Source organism: Bordetella genomosp. 11 (assembly GCF_002261215.1).
GTDB lineage: Bacteria > Pseudomonadota > Gammaproteobacteria > Burkholderiales > Burkholderiaceae_B > Bordetella_C.
In genome coordinates this window covers 278,881-296,470 of the sequence record NZ_NEVS01000004.1, presented here as the reverse complement: position 1 = coordinate 296,470, position 17,590 = coordinate 278,881, and the positions used below count along the sequence as shown (strand labels likewise).

Annotated in this window: 16 protein-coding genes; 14 read left to right on the top strand and 2 right to left on the bottom strand. The window is 65.6% G+C overall.

Features of this window, described 5'->3' with window-relative positions; genetic code table 11:
* The first annotated feature begins 16 nt into the window (after positions 1 to 16).
* The 10 genes from rsxB (at position 17) to acnA (ending at position 10,640) form a co-directional block, all read left to right on the top strand.
* The gene (rsxB, locus tag CAL28_RS08945) at positions 17 to 688 is read left to right on the top strand and encodes an electron transport complex subunit RsxB (protein ID WP_094841070.1); all 672 of its coding nucleotides are present in this window, start codon (positions 17 to 19) and stop codon (positions 686 to 688) included.
* A gap of 79 nt (positions 689 to 767) precedes the next feature.
* Positions 768 to 1,412, top strand: coding sequence for an endonuclease III (gene nth / locus CAL28_RS08940; RefSeq protein WP_094841069.1), 645 nt, complete (start codon positions 768 to 770; stop codon positions 1,410 to 1,412).
* A gap of 133 nt (positions 1,413 to 1,545) precedes the next feature.
* Entirely contained in the window at positions 1,546 to 2,319 is a 774-nt protein-coding gene (locus CAL28_RS08935; RefSeq protein WP_094841068.1) for an ABC transporter ATP-binding protein, read from the top strand.
* The gene (locus CAL28_RS08930; RefSeq protein ID WP_094841067.1) at positions 2,316 to 3,029 is read left to right on the top strand and encodes an ABC transporter ATP-binding protein; all 714 of its coding nucleotides are present in this window, start codon (positions 2,316 to 2,318) and stop codon (positions 3,027 to 3,029) included. Before CAL28_RS08935 ends, CAL28_RS08930 begins: the two co-directional genes overlap by 4 nt.
* Before the next feature lie 54 nt (positions 3,030 to 3,083).
* Positions 3,084 to 4,301 carry an ABC transporter substrate-binding protein gene (locus CAL28_RS08925; RefSeq protein ID WP_094841066.1) on the top strand — a complete coding sequence of 406 codons (1,218 nt, stop codon included), beginning with the start codon at positions 3,084 to 3,086 and terminating at the stop codon, positions 4,299 to 4,301.
* 97 nt (positions 4,302 to 4,398) lie between these two features.
* A complete protein-coding gene (locus CAL28_RS08920; RefSeq protein ID WP_094841065.1) occupies positions 4,399 to 5,283 on the top strand; it encodes a branched-chain amino acid ABC transporter permease in 885 nt (294 codons plus the stop codon).
* A complete protein-coding gene (locus CAL28_RS08915) occupies positions 5,280 to 6,257 on the top strand; it encodes a branched-chain amino acid ABC transporter permease (RefSeq protein ID WP_094841064.1) in 978 nt (325 codons plus the stop codon). The genes CAL28_RS08920 and CAL28_RS08915 overlap by 4 nt, the downstream gene beginning before the upstream one ends.
* Before the next feature lie 75 nt (positions 6,258 to 6,332).
* Positions 6,333 to 7,373, top strand: a complete 1,041-nt coding sequence (locus CAL28_RS08910; protein WP_094841063.1) for a M4 family metallopeptidase — start codon at positions 6,333 to 6,335, stop codon at positions 7,371 to 7,373.
* Positions 7,370 to 7,684, top strand: a complete 315-nt coding sequence (locus CAL28_RS08905) for a protealysin inhibitor emfourin (protein WP_094841062.1) — start codon at positions 7,370 to 7,372, stop codon at positions 7,682 to 7,684. Before CAL28_RS08910 ends, CAL28_RS08905 begins: the two co-directional genes overlap by 4 nt.
* 250 nt (positions 7,685 to 7,934) lie before the next feature.
* On the top strand, positions 7,935 to 10,640 hold the full coding sequence (gene acnA, locus CAL28_RS08900) for an aconitate hydratase AcnA (RefSeq protein ID WP_094844504.1): 2,706 nt from the start codon (positions 7,935 to 7,937) through the stop codon (positions 10,638 to 10,640).
* 137 nt (positions 10,641 to 10,777) lie between these two features.
* Here the strand turns inward: acnA and CAL28_RS08895 are convergent, their stop codons facing one another.
* Positions 10,778 to 11,755 (bottom strand): Bug family tripartite tricarboxylate transporter substrate binding protein, encoded by a 978-nt coding sequence (locus tag CAL28_RS08895; protein ID WP_094841061.1) that lies wholly within the window; start codon positions 11,753 to 11,755, stop codon positions 10,778 to 10,780.
* Between the two features lie 320 nt (positions 11,756 to 12,075).
* Complete coding sequence (locus CAL28_RS08890; RefSeq protein WP_094841060.1) at positions 12,076 to 12,846, bottom strand: DODA-type extradiol aromatic ring-opening family dioxygenase; 771 nt, start codon at positions 12,844 to 12,846, stop codon at positions 12,076 to 12,078.
* 126 nt (positions 12,847 to 12,972) lie between these two features.
* Here CAL28_RS08890 and CAL28_RS08885 point away from each other — a divergent pair, with 126 nt between their 5' ends.
* From CAL28_RS08885 to CAL28_RS08870, 4 genes are all read left to right on the top strand, one after another.
* Positions 12,973 to 14,175, top strand: a complete 1,203-nt coding sequence (locus CAL28_RS08885; RefSeq protein WP_094841059.1) for a DUF2863 family protein — start codon at positions 12,973 to 12,975, stop codon at positions 14,173 to 14,175.
* 133 nt (positions 14,176 to 14,308) lie between these two features.
* Positions 14,309 to 15,448, top strand: coding sequence for an elongation factor P maturation arginine rhamnosyltransferase EarP (earP, locus tag CAL28_RS08880; RefSeq protein WP_094844503.1), 1,140 nt, complete (start codon positions 14,309 to 14,311; stop codon positions 15,446 to 15,448).
* A 223-nt stretch (positions 15,449 to 15,671) separates the two neighbouring features.
* On the top strand, positions 15,672 to 16,232 hold the full coding sequence (gene efp / locus CAL28_RS08875; protein ID WP_094841058.1) for an elongation factor P: 561 nt from the start codon (positions 15,672 to 15,674) through the stop codon (positions 16,230 to 16,232).
* A gap of 214 nt (positions 16,233 to 16,446) precedes the next feature.
* The gene (locus tag CAL28_RS08870; RefSeq protein WP_094841057.1) at positions 16,447 to 17,580 is read left to right on the top strand and encodes a hypothetical protein; all 1,134 of its coding nucleotides are present in this window, start codon (positions 16,447 to 16,449) and stop codon (positions 17,578 to 17,580) included.
* Positions 17,581 to 17,590: the final 10 nt, after the last annotated feature.

Below are 17,590 nucleotides of genomic sequence, written 5' to 3'. Positions count from 1 at the left end.
GGCCCCGGTTTTTTTTATGTCCACTCCGACTCTTGCCGACCGCATCGACGGCCTGCTGCCCCAGACCCAATGCACCAAATGCGGTTACGACGGCTGCCGTCCGTACGCCAGCGCCATTGCCAGCGGTGAAGCCGATATCAACCGCTGCCCGCCCGGCGGCGAGGACGGCGTGCGGGCATTGGCTTCCCTGCTGGACAGGCCGCCTCCCGCGCTGGACCTGTCGCGCGGAAGCCCGGGTCCGCTCATGGTGGCAGTGATCGACGAAGCACATTGCATCGGCTGCACGCTATGCATCGATGCCTGCCCGGTGGACGCCATCGTGGGCGCCGCCAAGCTCATGCATACCGTGCTGGACGACCTGTGCACCGGCTGCGATCTGTGCGTCGCGCCCTGTCCGGTCGACTGCATCGCGATGATCCCGGCAAGCCGGGATTGGACCGCTGACGACGCCCGCCGGGCACGCGATAGGCATGAGCGCCGCGCCCGGCGGCTGCGCGAGATCGCCGACGCCGACGCCGGCGCGGGTGCCGGAGCGCGGCGCGCCGCCGCCCCTTTGGCGGCGTCCGCCAGGCATGCAGCCGGGCCGGCTGCCGATGCCCCGTCCGAGAACGCGGACATCCGCAAACGCGCGGCCATCGAAAACGCCCTGGCGCGCGCCCGCGCGCGCCGCGGCCGGCCGGCTTCGTGACAGCGCCGGCACAAGGCATGAAGAAGCCAGGGCGCCACGCCGGACGCCGACGACCACACCAGAAGGAAATAGCGCACCGATGAACGCCGCGAAACGCCGGGAAATCTTTGCCCGACTGCAAGCCGCCAATCCAACGCCGACCACCGAACTCGAGTACGCGACGCCATTCCAGCTGTTGATTGCCGTGCTGCTGTCCGCGCAGGCGACCGACAAATCGGTGAACATCGCCACGCGCAAGTTTTTCCCCCACCACGGCACCCCGCAAGGGCTTGTCGACCTGGGCGAAGCCGGACTGGCCGAATACATCAAAACCATCGGCCTGTACCGCACCAAGGCGAAGAACGCCGTCGCCACCGCGCGCCTTATCCTGGAGCAGCATGGCGGCGAAGTGCCGCGCAGCCGCGAAGCGCTCGAAGCCCTGCCCGGCGTCGGCCGCAAGACCGCCAACGTGGTGCTGAACACCGCCTTCGGCGAGGCCACGATGGCGGTGGACACGCACATTTTCCGCGTCGCCAACCGTACCGGGCTGGCACCGGGGAAAAACGTCCTGGAAGTCGAATTGAAGCTGGTCCGCCTCGTCCCCAAGGAATACCTGCAGGACGCGCATCACTGGCTTATCCTGCACGGCCGCTATGTCTGCGTAGCCCGCACCCCGAAATGCCCGCAGTGCGGTATCGCGGACCTGTGCGAATACCGGCATAAAACGCCGGCAAAGCCGGCATGATGCCGACGCTCGTCACACGGCTGTCAAGTCCCCGTATTCCTTAGAAAAAACCTATGTAAAACCCGCATAGTATTTTGCGTTCGCCGTCCGCATACTCGCCGCAACAATTACGCACAATGAACAATGGTGGAGTATGGAAGACACCATTCTGGAGACCCAGGGATTGACCAAGGAATTCCGCGGCTTTGTCGCGGTAAAGGGGGTCGACCTGCGCGTCAGGCGCGGACATATCCATGCGCTGATCGGGCCCAATGGAGCGGGCAAAACCACCTGCTTCAATCTGTTGACGAAATTCCTGGCGCCCAGCGCCGGACGCATCCTGTTCAACGGGGCGGACATCACACGCGATAAGCCGGCCCAGATCGCCCGGCGCGGCATCATCCGCTCGTTCCAGATTTCCGCCGTGTTCCCGCACCTGACGGTGCTGGAAAACGTCCGTATCGGACTGCAGCGCAAGACGGGGCTGTCCTATCATTTCTGGCGCAGCGAAAAGGGGCTGGACGCGTTGAACCCCGCCGCGCGCGCGCTGCTGGACGAAGTCGACCTGGGAGATTTCGCGGATGAAATGACCGTGAACCTGCCCTATGGCCGCAAGCGCGCGCTGGAGATCGCGACGACGCTGGCCATGGAGCCGGAACTGATGCTGCTGGATGAACCCACCCAGGGCATGGGACATGAAGACGTCGACCGCGTCACCCGGCTGATCAAGCGGGTAAGCGCCGGCCGCACCGTTTTGATGGTCGAACACAATATGAACGTGGTCTCGTCCATAGCCGACCGCATTACCGTCCTGGCGCGTGGCGCCGTCCTGGCGGAGGGCAGCTATGCCGAAGTATCACGCAATCCGGACGTCATGCAGGCGTACATGGGGACCACCGCGGGTGAATTGCAAGGAGCGCATGCATGACAGCGCCGGCACTGGAAATATCCGATCTGCACGCCTGGTACGGCGAATCGCATATTCTTCACGGGGTGAATATGTGCATCGGCCAGGGCGAAGTCGTCACGCTGCTGGGACGCAACGGCGCCGGCCGCACCACCACGCTGCGCGCCATCCTGGGCCTGACGGGTCATCGCCGCGGCTCGGTACGGATCAACGGCACCGAATCCATCGGCCTGCCGACATTTCGCATCGCCCATCTCGGCGTTGGCTACTGCCCCGAAGAACGCGGCATCTTCGCCAGCCTGTCGTGCGAAGAGAACCTGCTGCTGCCGCCGGCGATCGGCGGCGCGCTGGGCGGCGGCATGTCGCTGGCCGAGATCTACGACATGTTCCCCAACCTGCACGAGCGGCGCCAGTCGCCCGGCACCCGGCTGTCCGGCGGCGAACAGCAAATGCTGGCCGTCGCGCGCATTCTGCGCACCGGCGCCAGCCTGCTCCTTTTGGACGAGATATCCGAAGGCCTCGCCCCGGTTATCGTGCAGGCGCTGGGGCGCATGATCACGGCGCTGAAACAACGCGGCTACACCATCGTGATGGTGGAGCAGAACTTCCACTTCGCCGCGCCTCTGGCCGACCGCTTCTACGTCATGGAACATGGCCAGATCGTCGAACACTTCGATGCATCACAATTGCAAGAAAAACAGGAAGCGCTCAACGACCTGTTGGGCGTTTGAATCTGCCACCCGCCGGATAACCGGCAACCCCCTACAAGAGGGAGAGGAGTCAAAATGAAGCTGCGTTCCCTTACCGCCGCATTGGCGCTTGCCGGCCTGGGCATCGCCGTGGCGCCTGCCATCCAGGCGCAAGGCATCTCGAACGATGTGATCCGCATCGGCTTCATCACCGATATGTCGGGCGTGTATTCCGACATCGACGGCAAGGCCGGCGTGGAAGCCATCCGCATGGCGATCGAAGATGCCGGCGGCAACATCAACGGCAAGAAGATCGAGCTGCTGTACGCCGATCACCAGAACAAGGCCGACGTGGCGTCTTCGCGCGCGCGCGAATGGTTCGACCAGCAACACGTGGACGTACTGATCGGCGGGACGAATTCCGCCACCAGCCTGGCCATGGCCGCCGTGGCCGCGGAAAAGAAAAAGCCCTTCATCGCGATCGGGGCCGGCGCATCGGACCTGACCAACGCCCAATGCACGCCCTATACCGTGCACTACGCCTACGACACCGTGGCGCTGGCGCGCGGCACGGGCTCGGCGGTCGTGAAGGACGGCGGCAAGAGCTGGTTCTTCCTGACGGCCGACTACGCGTTCGGCCACGCGCTGGAACGCGACACCGCGAACGTGGTGAAAGCCGCCGGCGGCGAAGTCAAGGGCCAGGTGCGCGCGCCGCTGGGCGCTTCGGACTTCTCGTCCTTCCTGCTGCAGGCTCAGGCGTCCAAGGCGCAGATCCTGGGGCTGGCCAACGCGGGCGGCGACACGATCAATTCGGTCAAGGCGGCGAACGAGTTCGGCATCACGCAAACGATGAAGCTGGCCGGCCTGCTGGTGTTCATCAACGACATCCATTCGCTGGGCCTGCAGGCCACCCAGGGCATGTACCTGACGGACGGATGGTACTGGGACCAGAACGACGCGTCGCGTGCCTGGAGCAAGAAGTTCGAAGCCAAGGTCGGCCGCAAGCCTTCCATGCTGCAGGCGGGAGACTATTCCTCGGTCTCGTTCTACCTGAACGCCGTCAAGGCCACCGGCACCGATGACGCCGATACGGTCATGAAGTGGATGAAGTCGAACAAGGTCAACGACATGTTCGCCCAGGGCGGCTATGTCCGCGAGGATGGCCGCATGGTCCACGACATGTACCTGATGCAGGTCAAGACACCCAAGGAATCCAAGGGCCCCTGGGACTACTACAAGGTGGTGGCCACGCTGCCCGGGGACCAGGTATATACCAAGCTGTCCGAATCGACCTGCAAGCTGGTCAAGAAATAAGCCGGGCATCGCGCGCGGCGCCGGCCGGCAAGGCAGGCGCCGCGCGCGCCTGCCTTCGCTCGCCCATGCATAACCGGCGCAGGACTTCCAAAAAACCATGAATGTTTTCGGCATCCCCATGCAGGCCCTGTTCGGGCAATTGCTGCTGGGCCTGGTGAACGGTTCCTTCTACGCCATGCTGTCACTCGGCCTGGCGGTGATATTCGGCCTGCTCAACGTCATCAACTTCGCCCATGGCGCCCTGTACATGATGGGCGCCTTCGTCGCCTGGATGGGCGTGGCCTATCTGGGCCTGAATTACTGGGTCATGCTGATTGTGTCGCCCCTGGTGGTGGGCCTGTTCGGCATCGTCATCGAACGCCTGCTGCTGCGTCACCTCTACCGGCTGGACCATCTCTACGGCCTGCTGCTGACCTTCGGCCTGACGCTGCTGATCGAGGGGCTGTTCCGCAGCTTCTACGGCGTGTCCGGCCAGCCCTTCCCGACGCCGGACGTGCTGCGCGGCGCCACCAACCTGGGCTTCATGATCCTGCCGAACTACCGCGGCTGGGTCGTGGTGGCCTCGCTGATCGTCTGCTTCGGCACCTGGTTCGTCATCGAGCGCACGCCGCTGGGCGCGCTGCTGCGCGCCGCCACCGAGAACCCCAAGCTGGTGGAGGCCTTCGGCGTGAACGTGCCGCGCATGATCATGCTGACCTACGGTTTCGGCGTCGCCCTGGCCGCGTTTGCCGGCGTGCTGGCCGCGCCGGTGCTCCAGGTCTCGCCCCTGATGGGGTCCAACCTGATCATCGTGGTATTCGCCGTCGTGGTGATCGGCGGCATGGGCTCCATCATGGGCGCGATCCTCACAGGCCTGGGGCTGGGGGTGATCGAGGGCCTGACCAAGGTATTCTGGCCCGAGGCGTCCAACACGGTCGTCTTCGTCATCATGGCCATCGTGCTGCTGCTGCGTCCCGCGGGGCTGTTCGGGAAGGAAAAATGAATCGACACATTGCGGGCTATGTGGTCCTTGCCGTCGCGGCCGCGCTGCTGCCATTCCTGGGCGTGTACCCGATCTTCGCCATGAAGGTCATGTGCTATGCGCTGTTCGCCTGCGCCTTCAATCTGCTGCTGGGCTTTACCGGCCTGCTGTCGTTCGGCCACGCGGCCTTCCTGGGCAGCGCCGCCTACGCCACCGGTTATGCCCTGAAGGCCTGGGGCGTCACGCCAGAGGTCGGCCTGATCTTCGGCGTGGGCGTGGCAGCGCTGCTGGGCCTGGTGGTGGGGGGCCTGGCCATCCGCCGCAGCGGCATCTATTTCGCCATGATTACGCTGGCCATGGCCCAGATGGTCTATTTTTTCTTCCTGCAGGCCCGCTTCACCGGCGGCGAGGACGGCTTGCAACAGGTGCCGCGCGGACGCCTGTTCGGCATGATAGACCTTAGCAGCGACCTGACCCTGTACTACCTGGTCCTGGCGCTGTTCGTGATCGGCTTCGCCATCGTCTGGCGCACCGTCAACTCGCCTTTCGGACAAGTGCTCAAGGCGCTGCGCGAGAACGAGCCGCGCGCGATTTCGCTGGGATACGACGTCGAACGCTTCAAGCTGCTCGCCTTCGTGCTGTCGGCGGCGATCGCGGGCCTGGCCGGCTCGGCCAAGACTTTGGTGTTCGTGTCGGCCACGCTATCGGACGCGACCTGGCAAATGTCGGGCCTGGTCATCCTGATGACCCTGATCGGCGGCATGGGCACCTTCCTCGGCCCTGTCCTGGGCGCCCTGATCGTCGTCCTTTTGGAAAACAAGGTGGGCGATCTCGGACAGGCGCTGACCAGCGCGACCGGTATCGATTGGTTCCGCCAATTGGGGGAATCGGTGACCATCGTCATCGGCCTGATCTTCGTGATCTGCGTGATGGCGTTCCGTCGCGGCATCGTCGGCGAATTCCAGGCCCTGCTGCGGCGACGCAAGGCCGCCTGAGCGAAACAGCGCGCAACGAGGCTCGCCCCGCGCGACGTGGCGCATTATGCTGGGAAGGTTCGTGAGGACCTCCCCATGCGCCCACCCCGCTTTCGCATGTCCCGGCACGCCGTCGTGCCTCCTTACCTGCTGAACCGGCTTGCCCGGCAGGGCAGCCCTCATGTCCGGGCATGCGCGACGACCACGCTGACCTTGATCGGCGACGATGGTTCGCTGCGCGGCGCCGCGCAGGCGCTCGCCCGCACACCGGCGGCACGACCGGCCGACGGTGCGGCACGCCGTGTCCACACGGCCGAGGGCGGCACCGCATTGCCCGGCAGGCCGGTGCGCGCCGAAGGCCAGGCCGCCACCGGCGACCCCGCCACCGACGAAGCCTACGATTACCTGGGCGCGACGCACGCGCTGTTCGCCGAGGTTTATGGCCGCGACTCCATCGATGGCAAGGGCATGGCGCTGGTCGGCACGGTGCACTACGGCCAGCACTACGACAACGCGTTCTGGAACGGCGCGCAGATGGTATTCGGCGACGGTGACGGCGAAGTCTTCAACCGTTTCACCATCGCCATGGACGTCGTCGGGCACGAGCTATCGCATGGCGTGATCGACCACGAGGCCGCCCTGGTCTACCGGGACCAGGCGGGTGCCCTGAACGAGTCCATCTCCGATGTTTTTGGCGTATTGGTGAAACAGTATCGACTGGGACATTCCGTCGACCAGGCGGATTGGCTGATCGGGGCGGGCCTGTTCACCGAGGCCGTTCGCGCAAGGGGTCTGCGGTCCATGCGCGCGCCGGGCACGGCCTATGACGACCCTTTGCTCGGCCGCGATCCGCAGCCGGCCCATATGCGCGACTTCATCCACACCGAGGAAGACAACGGCGGCGTCCATTTGAATTCAGGGATACCCAATCGGGCCTTCTACCTGGCCGCCAGCGCATTGGGCGGCCACGCCTGGGAACAGGCCGGACGCATCTGGTACGACGCCCTCTGCGACCCTACCCTGGCGCGGGACGCGAATTTCGCCGCTTTCGCCTCGCTGACGCTGAAGCACGCCGTGGACGCTGGCGCACAAGCAGCCGTCCGGCAGGCGTGGCATGACGTGGGTGTACTGCCATGAAGCCCCTGCCGCCCTGGGATACGGTGGCGACCGTGCAGGTCCGGCGCCAGGGTGGCGTGGCGGCCATCCCGGCGCTGGCCCGGCCGCGGATGATTTCTCCGCGCGAATGCCCGCAGGATGAACGCGGTCGGCTATGGGAAGTGCTTGTGCAGGCGGCGGCCATGGCCGACGACCAGTGCGGCGCCGGCGACCAGCGTTATTTCACCATCGAGATCCGGCGCGATGGCGACGAGCCGCCCCTGCGCTTCAGCGTTCCCGAAGCGGGCGCGCCGCAGACGCTTATTCGGCTGTGGCGCGACGGCAAGGCTTGAAACAGTGTGCCGGTGCGGGCACATGTTTCACGATCCGCCCCGGGTTTTGGCTATGCTATCGATCTGCCTGGAAGAGCATGCGGCACGCCCCTTGCAGAAACGGCCGCAACTTTTTCAGGTTGGCAATGTCTTATATAAGACATAAGATATAAGACATACGGATTCACTCGCCCCGCCGCCGTACATGACAAGCGCGGGGAAACGCATGAAAATGGCTGCTTTTTCGCGGTCCACCACACTGGAGTTCATCATGCCGCACAACGTGTTCGACACCCTCAAGACATTCAAGATCGGCAACCAGACCTGTCAGTACTACTCGCTGCCGGCGTTGGGCAAGGCGCTGGGCGTGGACGTGCAGCGACTGCCCATGTCGCTGCGTATCGTCCTGGAGTCGGTGCTGCGCAATTGTGACGGCCAGAAAGTAACCGAAGAGCACGTCAGGCAGTTGGCGAACTGGAAACCCAATGCCCGGCGCGAAGAGGAAATCCCCTTCGTCGTGGCGCGCGTAGTGCTGCAGGACTTCACGGGTGTCCCGCTGCTGGCCGACATCGGCGCCATGCGCTCGGTGGCCCAGGCGATGGGTGCGGACCCGAAGCGCATCGAACCGCTGGTGCCGGTGGACCTGGTGGTCGACCACTCCGTCATGATCGACTACTTCGGTACCAAAGAGGCCCTGGACCTGAACATGAAGCTGGAATTCAAGCGCAACCAGGAGCGCTACCAGTTCATGAAATGGGGCATGGAGGCATTCGATACCTTCCGCGTCGTGCCGCCGGGCTTCGGCATCGTCCACCAGGTCAATCTGGAGTACCTGGCGCGCGGCGTGCACCTGGACAAGGCCAATAACGTGTACTACCCGGACTCGCTGGTCGGTACGGACAGCCACACGACCATGATCAATGGCATCGGCGTGGTGGGCTGGGGCGTGGGCGGCATCGAAGCGGAAGCCGGCATGCTGGGCCAGCCGGTGTATTTCCTGACTCCCGATGTGGTCGGCGTCGAACTGAAAGGCCAGTTGCGCGGCGGCGTCACCGCCACCGATCTGGTGCTGACCATCACCGAAATGCTGCGCCGCGAGAAAGTGGTCGGCAAGTTCGTCGAGTTCTGCGGCGAAGGCACGGCCAGCCTGTCGGTGACCGACCGCGCCACCATCGGCAACATGGCGCCCGAATACGGCGCGACCATGGGCTTCTTCCCGGTCGACGAACGCACCATCGAGTACTTCAAGGGTACCGGCCGCACGGAGCAGGAAATCGCCGCCTTCGAAGCCTACTTCAAGGCCCAGAAGATGTTCGGCGTGCCCAAGGCCAAGGACATCACCTACAGCAAGCTTCTGACGCTGGATCTCGGCACCGTGGCCCCCTCGCTGGCCGGCCCCAAGCGCCCGCAGGACCGTATCGAGATCGGCAATGTGAAAAACACGTTCGTCTCGCTCTTCTCCAAGCCGGTCGCCGAAAACGGCTTCAACCAGCCGGCGGAAAAGCTGGACCAGGTGTTCACCACCAGCGCCGGCACCAAGGTCAAGAACGGCGACATCCTGATCGCCGCCATTACGTCGTGCACCAACACGTCCAATCCCAGCGTCATGCTGGCGGCCGGGCTGCTGGCCAAGAAGGCGGTCGAAGCCGGCCTGAAGATACCGTCGCACATCAAGACCTCGCTGGCACCGGGATCGCGCGTGGTGACGGAATACCTTACCAAGACCGGCCTGTTGCCCTACCTGGAAAAGCTCGGTTTCAACGTCGCCGCCTACGGTTGCACGACCTGCATCGGCAACGCCGGCGATTTGGCGGCCGACCTGAACGAAGCGATCAACGCCAACGACCTGGTATGCGCCGCGGTGCTGTCGGGCAACCGCAACTTCGAGGCTCGCATCCATCCGAATATCAAGGCCAACTTCCTGGCATCGCCGCCGCTTGTCGTGGCCTATGCGCTGACAGGTACGATGCTGCGCGACCTGATGACCGAACCGGTCGGCAAGGGCAAGAACGGCGACGTCTGGCTGGGCGACATCTGGCCGTCCACCGAGGAAGTGCGGGACCTGTTGAAGTTCGCGCTGAACCCCACCGCGTTCCGCGAGAACTACAGCGACGTACGCGCCAATCCCGGCAAGCTGTGGGAAAACATCAAGGGCGTCAGCGGCGAAGTCTACAACTGGCCCACGTCCACCTACATCGCGGAACCGCCTTTCTTCAAGGACTTCGCGATGAAGCCCGCGGCCATGCCGACGGTCAAGGGGGCGCGTGCCCTCGGCATCTTCGGCGACTCGGTGACAACCGACCATATTTCGCCGGCAGGTTCGATCAAGGAGAGCTCGCCCGCCGGCAAGTGGCTGAAGGAACACGGCGTGATGAAGGCGGACTTCAACAGCTATGGCTCACGCCGCGGCAATCACGAAATCATGATGCGCGGCACTTTCGCCAATGTGCGCATCAAGAATTTGATGATCCCGCCGCGCGCGGATGGCAGCCGCTTCGAAGGCGGCGAAACCCTGTACCAGCCGTCCGGCGAACAGATGCCCATCTACGACGCGGCCATGAAGTACATCGATGCCGGCGTGCCCACGGTGGTCTTCGGCGGCGAGGAATACGGCACGGGATCCTCACGCGACTGGGCAGCCAAGGGCACCCAGCTGCTGGGCGTGAAAGCCGTGGTGGCTCGCAGCTTCGAGCGGATCCACCGCAGCAACCTGGTCGGCATGGGCGTGCTGCCCCTGCAGTTCAAGGGCGATGACAGCGCCCAGTCGCTGAACATCACGGGCGAGGAAACGTTCGACGTGTCGGGCCTGGAAAACGGCATCAAGCCCCAGCAGGATGTAACGCTGACGATCCATCGCAAGGACGGCTCGACGCAGGCGGTGCAGGTGCTGTTGCGCATCGACACGCCGATCGAGGTCGATTACTACCAGCACGGCGGCATCCTGCCCTTCGTATTGCGCCAATTGCTGGCCGCCTGAAGGCGGGCCAGCCCCGCCGCCGGCCGGTACGGCGGTGGCGGGAGCAACACAGGACCGGGCCTGAGCGGCCCGGTCTTTTTTTATGGCGCCTCGATCGGGCCATGCAGCCGGCGCCAATCAGGCCATGCCGCCCGCGTTCAATCCAGCCGGATATCGGCCTTCTGCACCACGACCGCCCAACGCTGCCGTTCTGCCGCCAGCCATTTGTCCATTTCGGCGGGGGTCATGGTCACGACGTCGGCGCCCTGCTCCGCCAGCTTGGCCTTCAATGCCGGCGCGTTCAGGATGCCGGCCAGGTCCTTGCTGAGCCTGCCCAGGACTTCCGGCGACATGGACGCCGGCGCCACCAGTCCTTGCCAGGTACCCGACTCGAAGCCGGGCACGCCCTGTTCCGCGATGGTGGCGACATTCGGCAACTGCGGCATACGGTTGCGGCTGGACACGGCGATTGCCTTCAGCTTGCCGCTCTGCACATGCGGCAGTGTGGCGAGCATGCCGTTCATGATGATCTGGGTCTGCCCGCCGATGGTGTCCGTGATGGCCTGGGAACCGCCCTTGTAGGGCACATATTGCCATTCGGCATGGGTGGCCTGTTCCACCGCCACGCCGGCGACGTGCGGCGCGCTGCCCATGGCCGTTACGGCGAAGTTCAGGCGTTCGCGCTTGGACAGGGCCACGAGTTCGGGCAAGGTATTCACGGGCACCGACGGGTGCACCGCCAGGATATGCGGCGAATAGGCCAGCATGCTGACGCCGCGCAGATCCTTGTTGGGATCGAAGCTGAGCTTGGTGTAGACCGACGGGCTGATCATCAGCGCGCCGACGTCGCACAGCAGCAAGGTATGCCGGTCTTCGCCCGACTGCGCCACGATGGCGGCCCCCAGGTTGCCATTGGCGCCCGGGCGGTTATCGACGATGACGGTCTGCTTGAGGGTTTCGGACAGAGGCTGGCTGATCGCGCGCGCGATGATGTCGGAGGAGCCTCCCGCGGGATAGGGCACCAGGAGGCGGACGTTGCGTTCGGGCCAATTCTGCTGCGCGCGGACAACCGGCGCGGTGCCGTACAGCGCGGCCGCGCCGGCGGCGGTCAGGAACGAGCGTCGGGATAGGGGCATGGACTTGTCTCCTCGGTCTATTGCTGTTATAGGACATCATATGAGTTTCGGCAGATTCTGCCGAGAATTCAGGTCGACGTCAAATGCAATATCCGGGGACATGAGGGGCTGCCCGGGCGCCAGGCCTCCGTGCCTTTGCCGCCCACGCCACGAGCGGCAGACCACAGATGTACGATGACATGCCGGAGCTGGCGGGTGGAGCCCGGCGCAACGCATCAAGACCGAGGGTCCAACCCGCACTCCCGCCTGCGTTTGCGCGCTTTCGACAGCCGACCGGCGCCGCGCGGATCGGCCCCAAGGCCTGCGGGGACCGGCCGGGCTTAGCCGAACTGGTAAGCGTCCATGGCCAGGGCGCCATAGGCGACTTCATCCACCAGGCGCATGGCGGCGCCCTCCCCGGCCCCCCATCCGACGAACAGGGGCATGAGATGGTCGTCGTGCGGATGCGCCTGTCCGGCCTCCGGCGCGCGCGCATGCCAATCCAGCAGGGCCGGCGTATCGCCGGCGGCCAGGCGGTCGGCAAACCACTGCTGGAAAGGGCGTACGTAGGGCAGCGCGGGCGCGTCATGCCGGCGTTGTACATGGCGCAGGTTATGGGTCAGGGAGCCTGATGCCAGGATCAGCACGCCTTCGTCGCGCAGGGGCTTGAGCGCCTGGCCCAGCAGATAGTGGCCCGCCGCATCGCGCGTCGCATCCAGTGCCAGCGCGACGACCGGAATATCGGCATCCGGATATAGGTAACGCAGCGGCACCCACACGCCATGATCCAGCGGGCGCTCCGGGTCAGCATCGACCGCGATACCGCTGTCGGCCAACAGCGACCGGACCTTGGCCGCCATCCCCGGCGAACCGGGAGGCCCATAGTCCAGCCGATACAGCTCATCCGGAAAGCCGCCGAAATCGTGCCATGCCTGCTGCCGCGCGCGCGTGGCAACCGCCACCCCCTGCCGATACCAGTGCGGCGAAATGGCGAGAATGGCCGTGGGGCGTTCGCGCCCCCGCGACCAGCCGGCCAGGGCCGCGCCCGCGCGGCCGGGATCGAGCGCCAGCATGGGCGACCCGTGGGAAACGAAGAGAACGGGCCAGCGCATCGGCGGCTCCTGTAAAGAGGTTGCTTTATCGTAACGCCGTCATGTTGCCTTGCCGCAGACAGACTCGCGCCCGGCCGTAGCAGTACACTATATGGTTCCCCTTCCTCGGCCCAGTCATTCATCGCCATGCCCCGCACCCGCAGCCATACATCCTCACGTCTGACTCGCGACGCCTCGCGCCTGGCCACCCTGGCGCTTGCGCTGGACAGCTCAGGCAGCCGCGTGGAAGACCTGTTCTGGGAAGAGCAGCTGCGCGCCGCCATACCGAAACTGCTGCGCGCCCGCAACGACGCGCCGCTGGAATCGGCGCTGGATCATCTGTCCCAGACCCATCCGGGCGCCTACGAGGTGCTGATCGAACAGGCCGAAACGCTGACCGAATCGACCGTCATCGACAAGAACGGCGTCAGCTACGACGTGCTGCTGATCGTCGCGCCCATGGTGGCCTGGACGCGCTATACCATCCCCACGGGTCCCGTCTCGCCCGCCGCCTTGCAGGCGCTGATGGCGCAACTGCATGGACACGTGCTGGCCAAGGATGTGCGCCTGTCGATGATGCCGCATCTGGTCAGCATCGACCAGATGCCCCGCACGTTTTCCGAAACCTGGCACTGGCTGCAACGCCTGGGCTCCCAGGCGCTGGGCGCGGAAACCATGAAGCCGGCGATCGAGGAAGAAGCGGAAACGGCCAATATGCTGGCCGATACGCGTTATCTGGTCGGCGCGGTCGCCGTGCCGCGCGGCGCGGCGATCTTTCGCTGGCAGGAAAGCCCCGGGGATGCCGACGCCTCGCGCGAAGCGTGCCTGGCGCGGTGGGTGGAGCAAGCCCAACCCACGCTGGCCAGCCTGCTGCCCGGCTGCAGCTTCGAATGCCTGTTGCCCGACGCCTACTACATCAGCAACCGCGAAGCCGACCGCCGTGTGCGTCCGCTGGCGCTGCGCGCCGCGGTCACCTGGCTGGAAGGCGCCGTGAATCTCGAACCGGCACGCCTGCGCGCGGTGGTGGCGGGCTGCGGCGAAGGCCGCATCGACGAATACCGTGTCTCCTTCACCGCGCGCAACAGCAACGACGTCATCTACGGCTGCGTGTGGCCGCTATATGGCCGCGAAGACGAAGCCGGCGGCGAGGACGACAAGCCCGATCCCGTGGAACAGATCGCCGCCTTGCTCAAGGAGCTGGGCGTAACCGAGGTTCGCCGCATTCCCGGCGTGCTGCCGGCGGAATACTGCGAGGATTGCGGCACCCCGTATTTCCCCAACCCGTTGGGGGAAATGGTCCACGCCGAGCTCCCCGAAGACGCCGAATCGGCACCGGCCCGCTTCCACTAAGCGCCGGCCCGCGCCACAGGAGCTTCGCATGGACACGCTTACGAAGGCATTGGCCGGCCACCCCGCACCCGGGCCGCACCGGGCGTTTTCCGGGCATCACAGGCCCTAGGGGCAACGCATGCCGATATCGGAAATGCATGCCGATATCTTCTGCAGGCGCGTCGACAACTACGGCGACGTCGGCGTGTGCTGGCGTTTGGCGCGGCAGTTGCACCGGGCCGCCGGATGGCGGGTCCGCCTCTGGATCGACGACCTCGCGGCGTTTGCCAGGATGGAACCGCGCTGCGAAGTTGGCAGGCCGATCCAGGACATCGCCGGTATTACCGTCGTCGCATGGTCCGCCCAACCGCCCGCGCTACCGCCGGGCGACGTGGTGATCGAAGCCTTCGCCTGCGACCCGCCCGAGGCCTTCCGCGTGGCGATGCGGCAGCGCCCGCCCATCTGGATCAACCTGGAATACCTGAGCGCCGAGGCCTGGGTCGAGTCGCATCACGGGCTGCCCTCGCCCCAGCCGGACGGCCTGATGAAGTACTTCTTCTTCCCCGGCTTCACACCCGCCACGGGGGGATTGCTGCGCGAACCGGACCTGGCGGGGCGGCGCGATGCCTTCCAGGCGTCGCCCCAGGCGCAGCGGACATTCCTGCGCGAGCTCGGCGTGCCGGCACCCCTGGTGGCCCGCTGGCTGGCCCCGACGGAGCGCCACGCGGGGCACCGGTCCTTGCGCCTGGCCAGCCTGTTCTGCTATCCGGATGCCCCCTTGGAGGGGCTGGTCGAAGGCCTGCGGGCCGATCCCACGCCCTCCGTGCTGCTGGTGCCGGAAGGCGTGGCGCCCCGGCTGGAAACCGTGGCCGGGAGGGGCACGGCGCCCCATATCGCGCGCATCCCTTTCCTGCCGCAGGACGACTATGACCGCGTGCTGTGGTGCGCGGACCTGAATTTCGTGCGCGGCGAGGATTCCGTGGTGCGTGCCGGCTGGGCCCGCCGTCCCCTGCTTTGGCACATCTATCCCCAGGCCGACGACGTCCACCTCCACAAGCTGGACGCCTGGCTGGATCGCTACCGTCCTCCCCTCCCTGCCCGGACGCTCTTCCATGCCTGGAATACCGGCGCGGCACCCGCGGTCCTGGCCCAGGCATGGCGCGATGCCATGGCCGAGCCCTGCTGGAGCGCCTGGGGGGACACCGCGCGGACCTGGGACGACACGCTCTCTTCCTTGCCCGATCTGGCCACCCGGCTGATCCGATTTTGCGCAGATCTGCGCCAAAAATGCTAGAATTGTGGGTTTTGCAGGCCCTTGAAAGCCGCCCCCTTTGAAGCGGCCTTTTGGGCAGTGGCGGCGAAGCAGGATCTTCCCGGCAGCTCCATTTTCAGCCATGGCGACGTGGCTGCCACGCGGCTTGGGGCAAGAGTCAGGGCAGCCGCGCAAGCGTATTGTTCCCGTTCCGACGCCGTGGCCGGACCGGGCAGAACCAGGAATCTCCCCGGAGTTTTAATCGATGAAAACCGCTCAGGAATTGCGAGTCGGCAACGTGGTCATGGTCGGCAAGGATCCGCTCGTGGTCCAGAAGGCCGAATACAACAAGTCGGGCCGCAATGCGGCCGTGGTCAAGCTGAAGTTCAAGAACCTGCTGACCGCCGCCGGCAGCGAGTCGGTCTATAAGGCCGACGAAAAGTTCGACGTGGTCGTGCTGGATCGCAAGGAATGCACCTATTCCTACTTCGGCGACCCGATGTACGTCTTCATGGACGAGGAATACAACCAGTACGAGATCGAAGCCGAAAGCATGGGCGACGCGCTCAACTACCTCGAAGAAGGCATGCCGGTTGAAGTCGTGTTCTACGACGGCCGCGCCATCTCGGTCGAACTGCCGACCAGCGTGGTTCGCGAAATCACCTATACCGAACCGGCCGTGCGCGGCGACACGTCGGGCAAGGTGCTCAAGCCGGCCAAGATCAATACCGGCTACGACATCAATGTGCCGTTGTTCTGCGCGATCGGCGACAAGATCGAAATCGACACCCGCACCGGCGAATACCGCAGCCGCGTGAACGGCTGACACAGCCGCTATCGCACGGCATGCCGGGCAGTCCGGTTGCCGCAGGGCCCTCCGCAAGGAGGGCCTTTTCTTTTGCGCCCAGGCATGCGTCGGACTCGCCCGGCGGAACCGCCCGCTTTCGCCAGTCTACCCAGGTGGCGCCGCCTGCCCGCGGCCGGCTGGCGGGCGGCGACGCGATTCCGCCGAAAAACGAGTCTTCAGAGAGGTTGGCCCCATGTTTCCCATCCGCGCATTCCATCCTGTCATCCCGACGCGGATCGACACGCAGCAATCCCCCACGGCGCCGTTCCAGTTGGGCAGCAGCGCCGTACCCCGGGCCCAGGCCCGCAAGCGGGCGGGTGCCACGTTCCAGGCCGCCATCCCATCCAAGCGAACCACCATCGCCCCCGGGACGACCTGCCTCGCCAAACCGCGCGGCTCCGCGGCCGCCGCGCAGGAAGCCCGCTCCCCCGCCAAGTCCGGGCGCGCCAGCCTTGCCGCCGCGAACCATACGTCGCCACGACGGGCCGTCACCGTCGATACCATACGCGGGGCCAGCCAGCTGCTGGCCTACGACGAATACCAGAACGTGCGCGCCTGCGCCGGAAAATTCCAGGTCTCGGAACGCGAGCTGCGCAGCTTCGTCAAGCCCGACGGCAATTTCACGGACCTGGGCCATCGGGTCCACCTTGGCTCGTTGCTGACCCCGGGCGACCGCCAGGCGGCCCAATTGCCGCCCCTCGTACGCAAGACCGAGCTAACAGCCGAGGATTTCAACCTGGCGAACGGGCTGTTGGGACGGTCGGTCGGCAAAATGTCGCGCACGCTCTTCTGCGACCTGTTCGGCTACGACTACGCGACGATCTATCGCGCCTACAACAAGGACGGTTCCCTCACGCCGTGGGGACGGGAGAACCGGGAAGCGCAACCGGACGCGGCGCCATCGCCGGACGGTGCCGCAGGCGCCGTTGCCGCCGACGAGGCGGAACGTGCCGCCGAACAGGCGGCCGCGCGATGCCTGTCGCAGCGCGCCCTGCATGACGGTATCGCCATCGGCTACTGGGAGGGCGGCGGATTCCGCAGGCTGGGCGTGCCGGGTGCCCGCTTTGCGGGCGACGTCGACAGGATGGGTGGGCATTGGCGTATACGGCCGGCCCGCGATGGCCACTATCGCCTCGCGCCAGGGCCGCGCGAGACGGATCACATCGTGAATATCCTGCACCTGCACGAAAAGGGAGGGCGCCAGGCCGTGGCCGCCCGCTACGACCTCTTGCCGGCGGACCAGGGCAGTGCCATCCCGCTCGTGCCCAAACCAGGCGCGCTGCCGGACGAAAACATGTTGCCGCCGGATGTGACCGCCGGGTCCTGAGCCGCCGCGC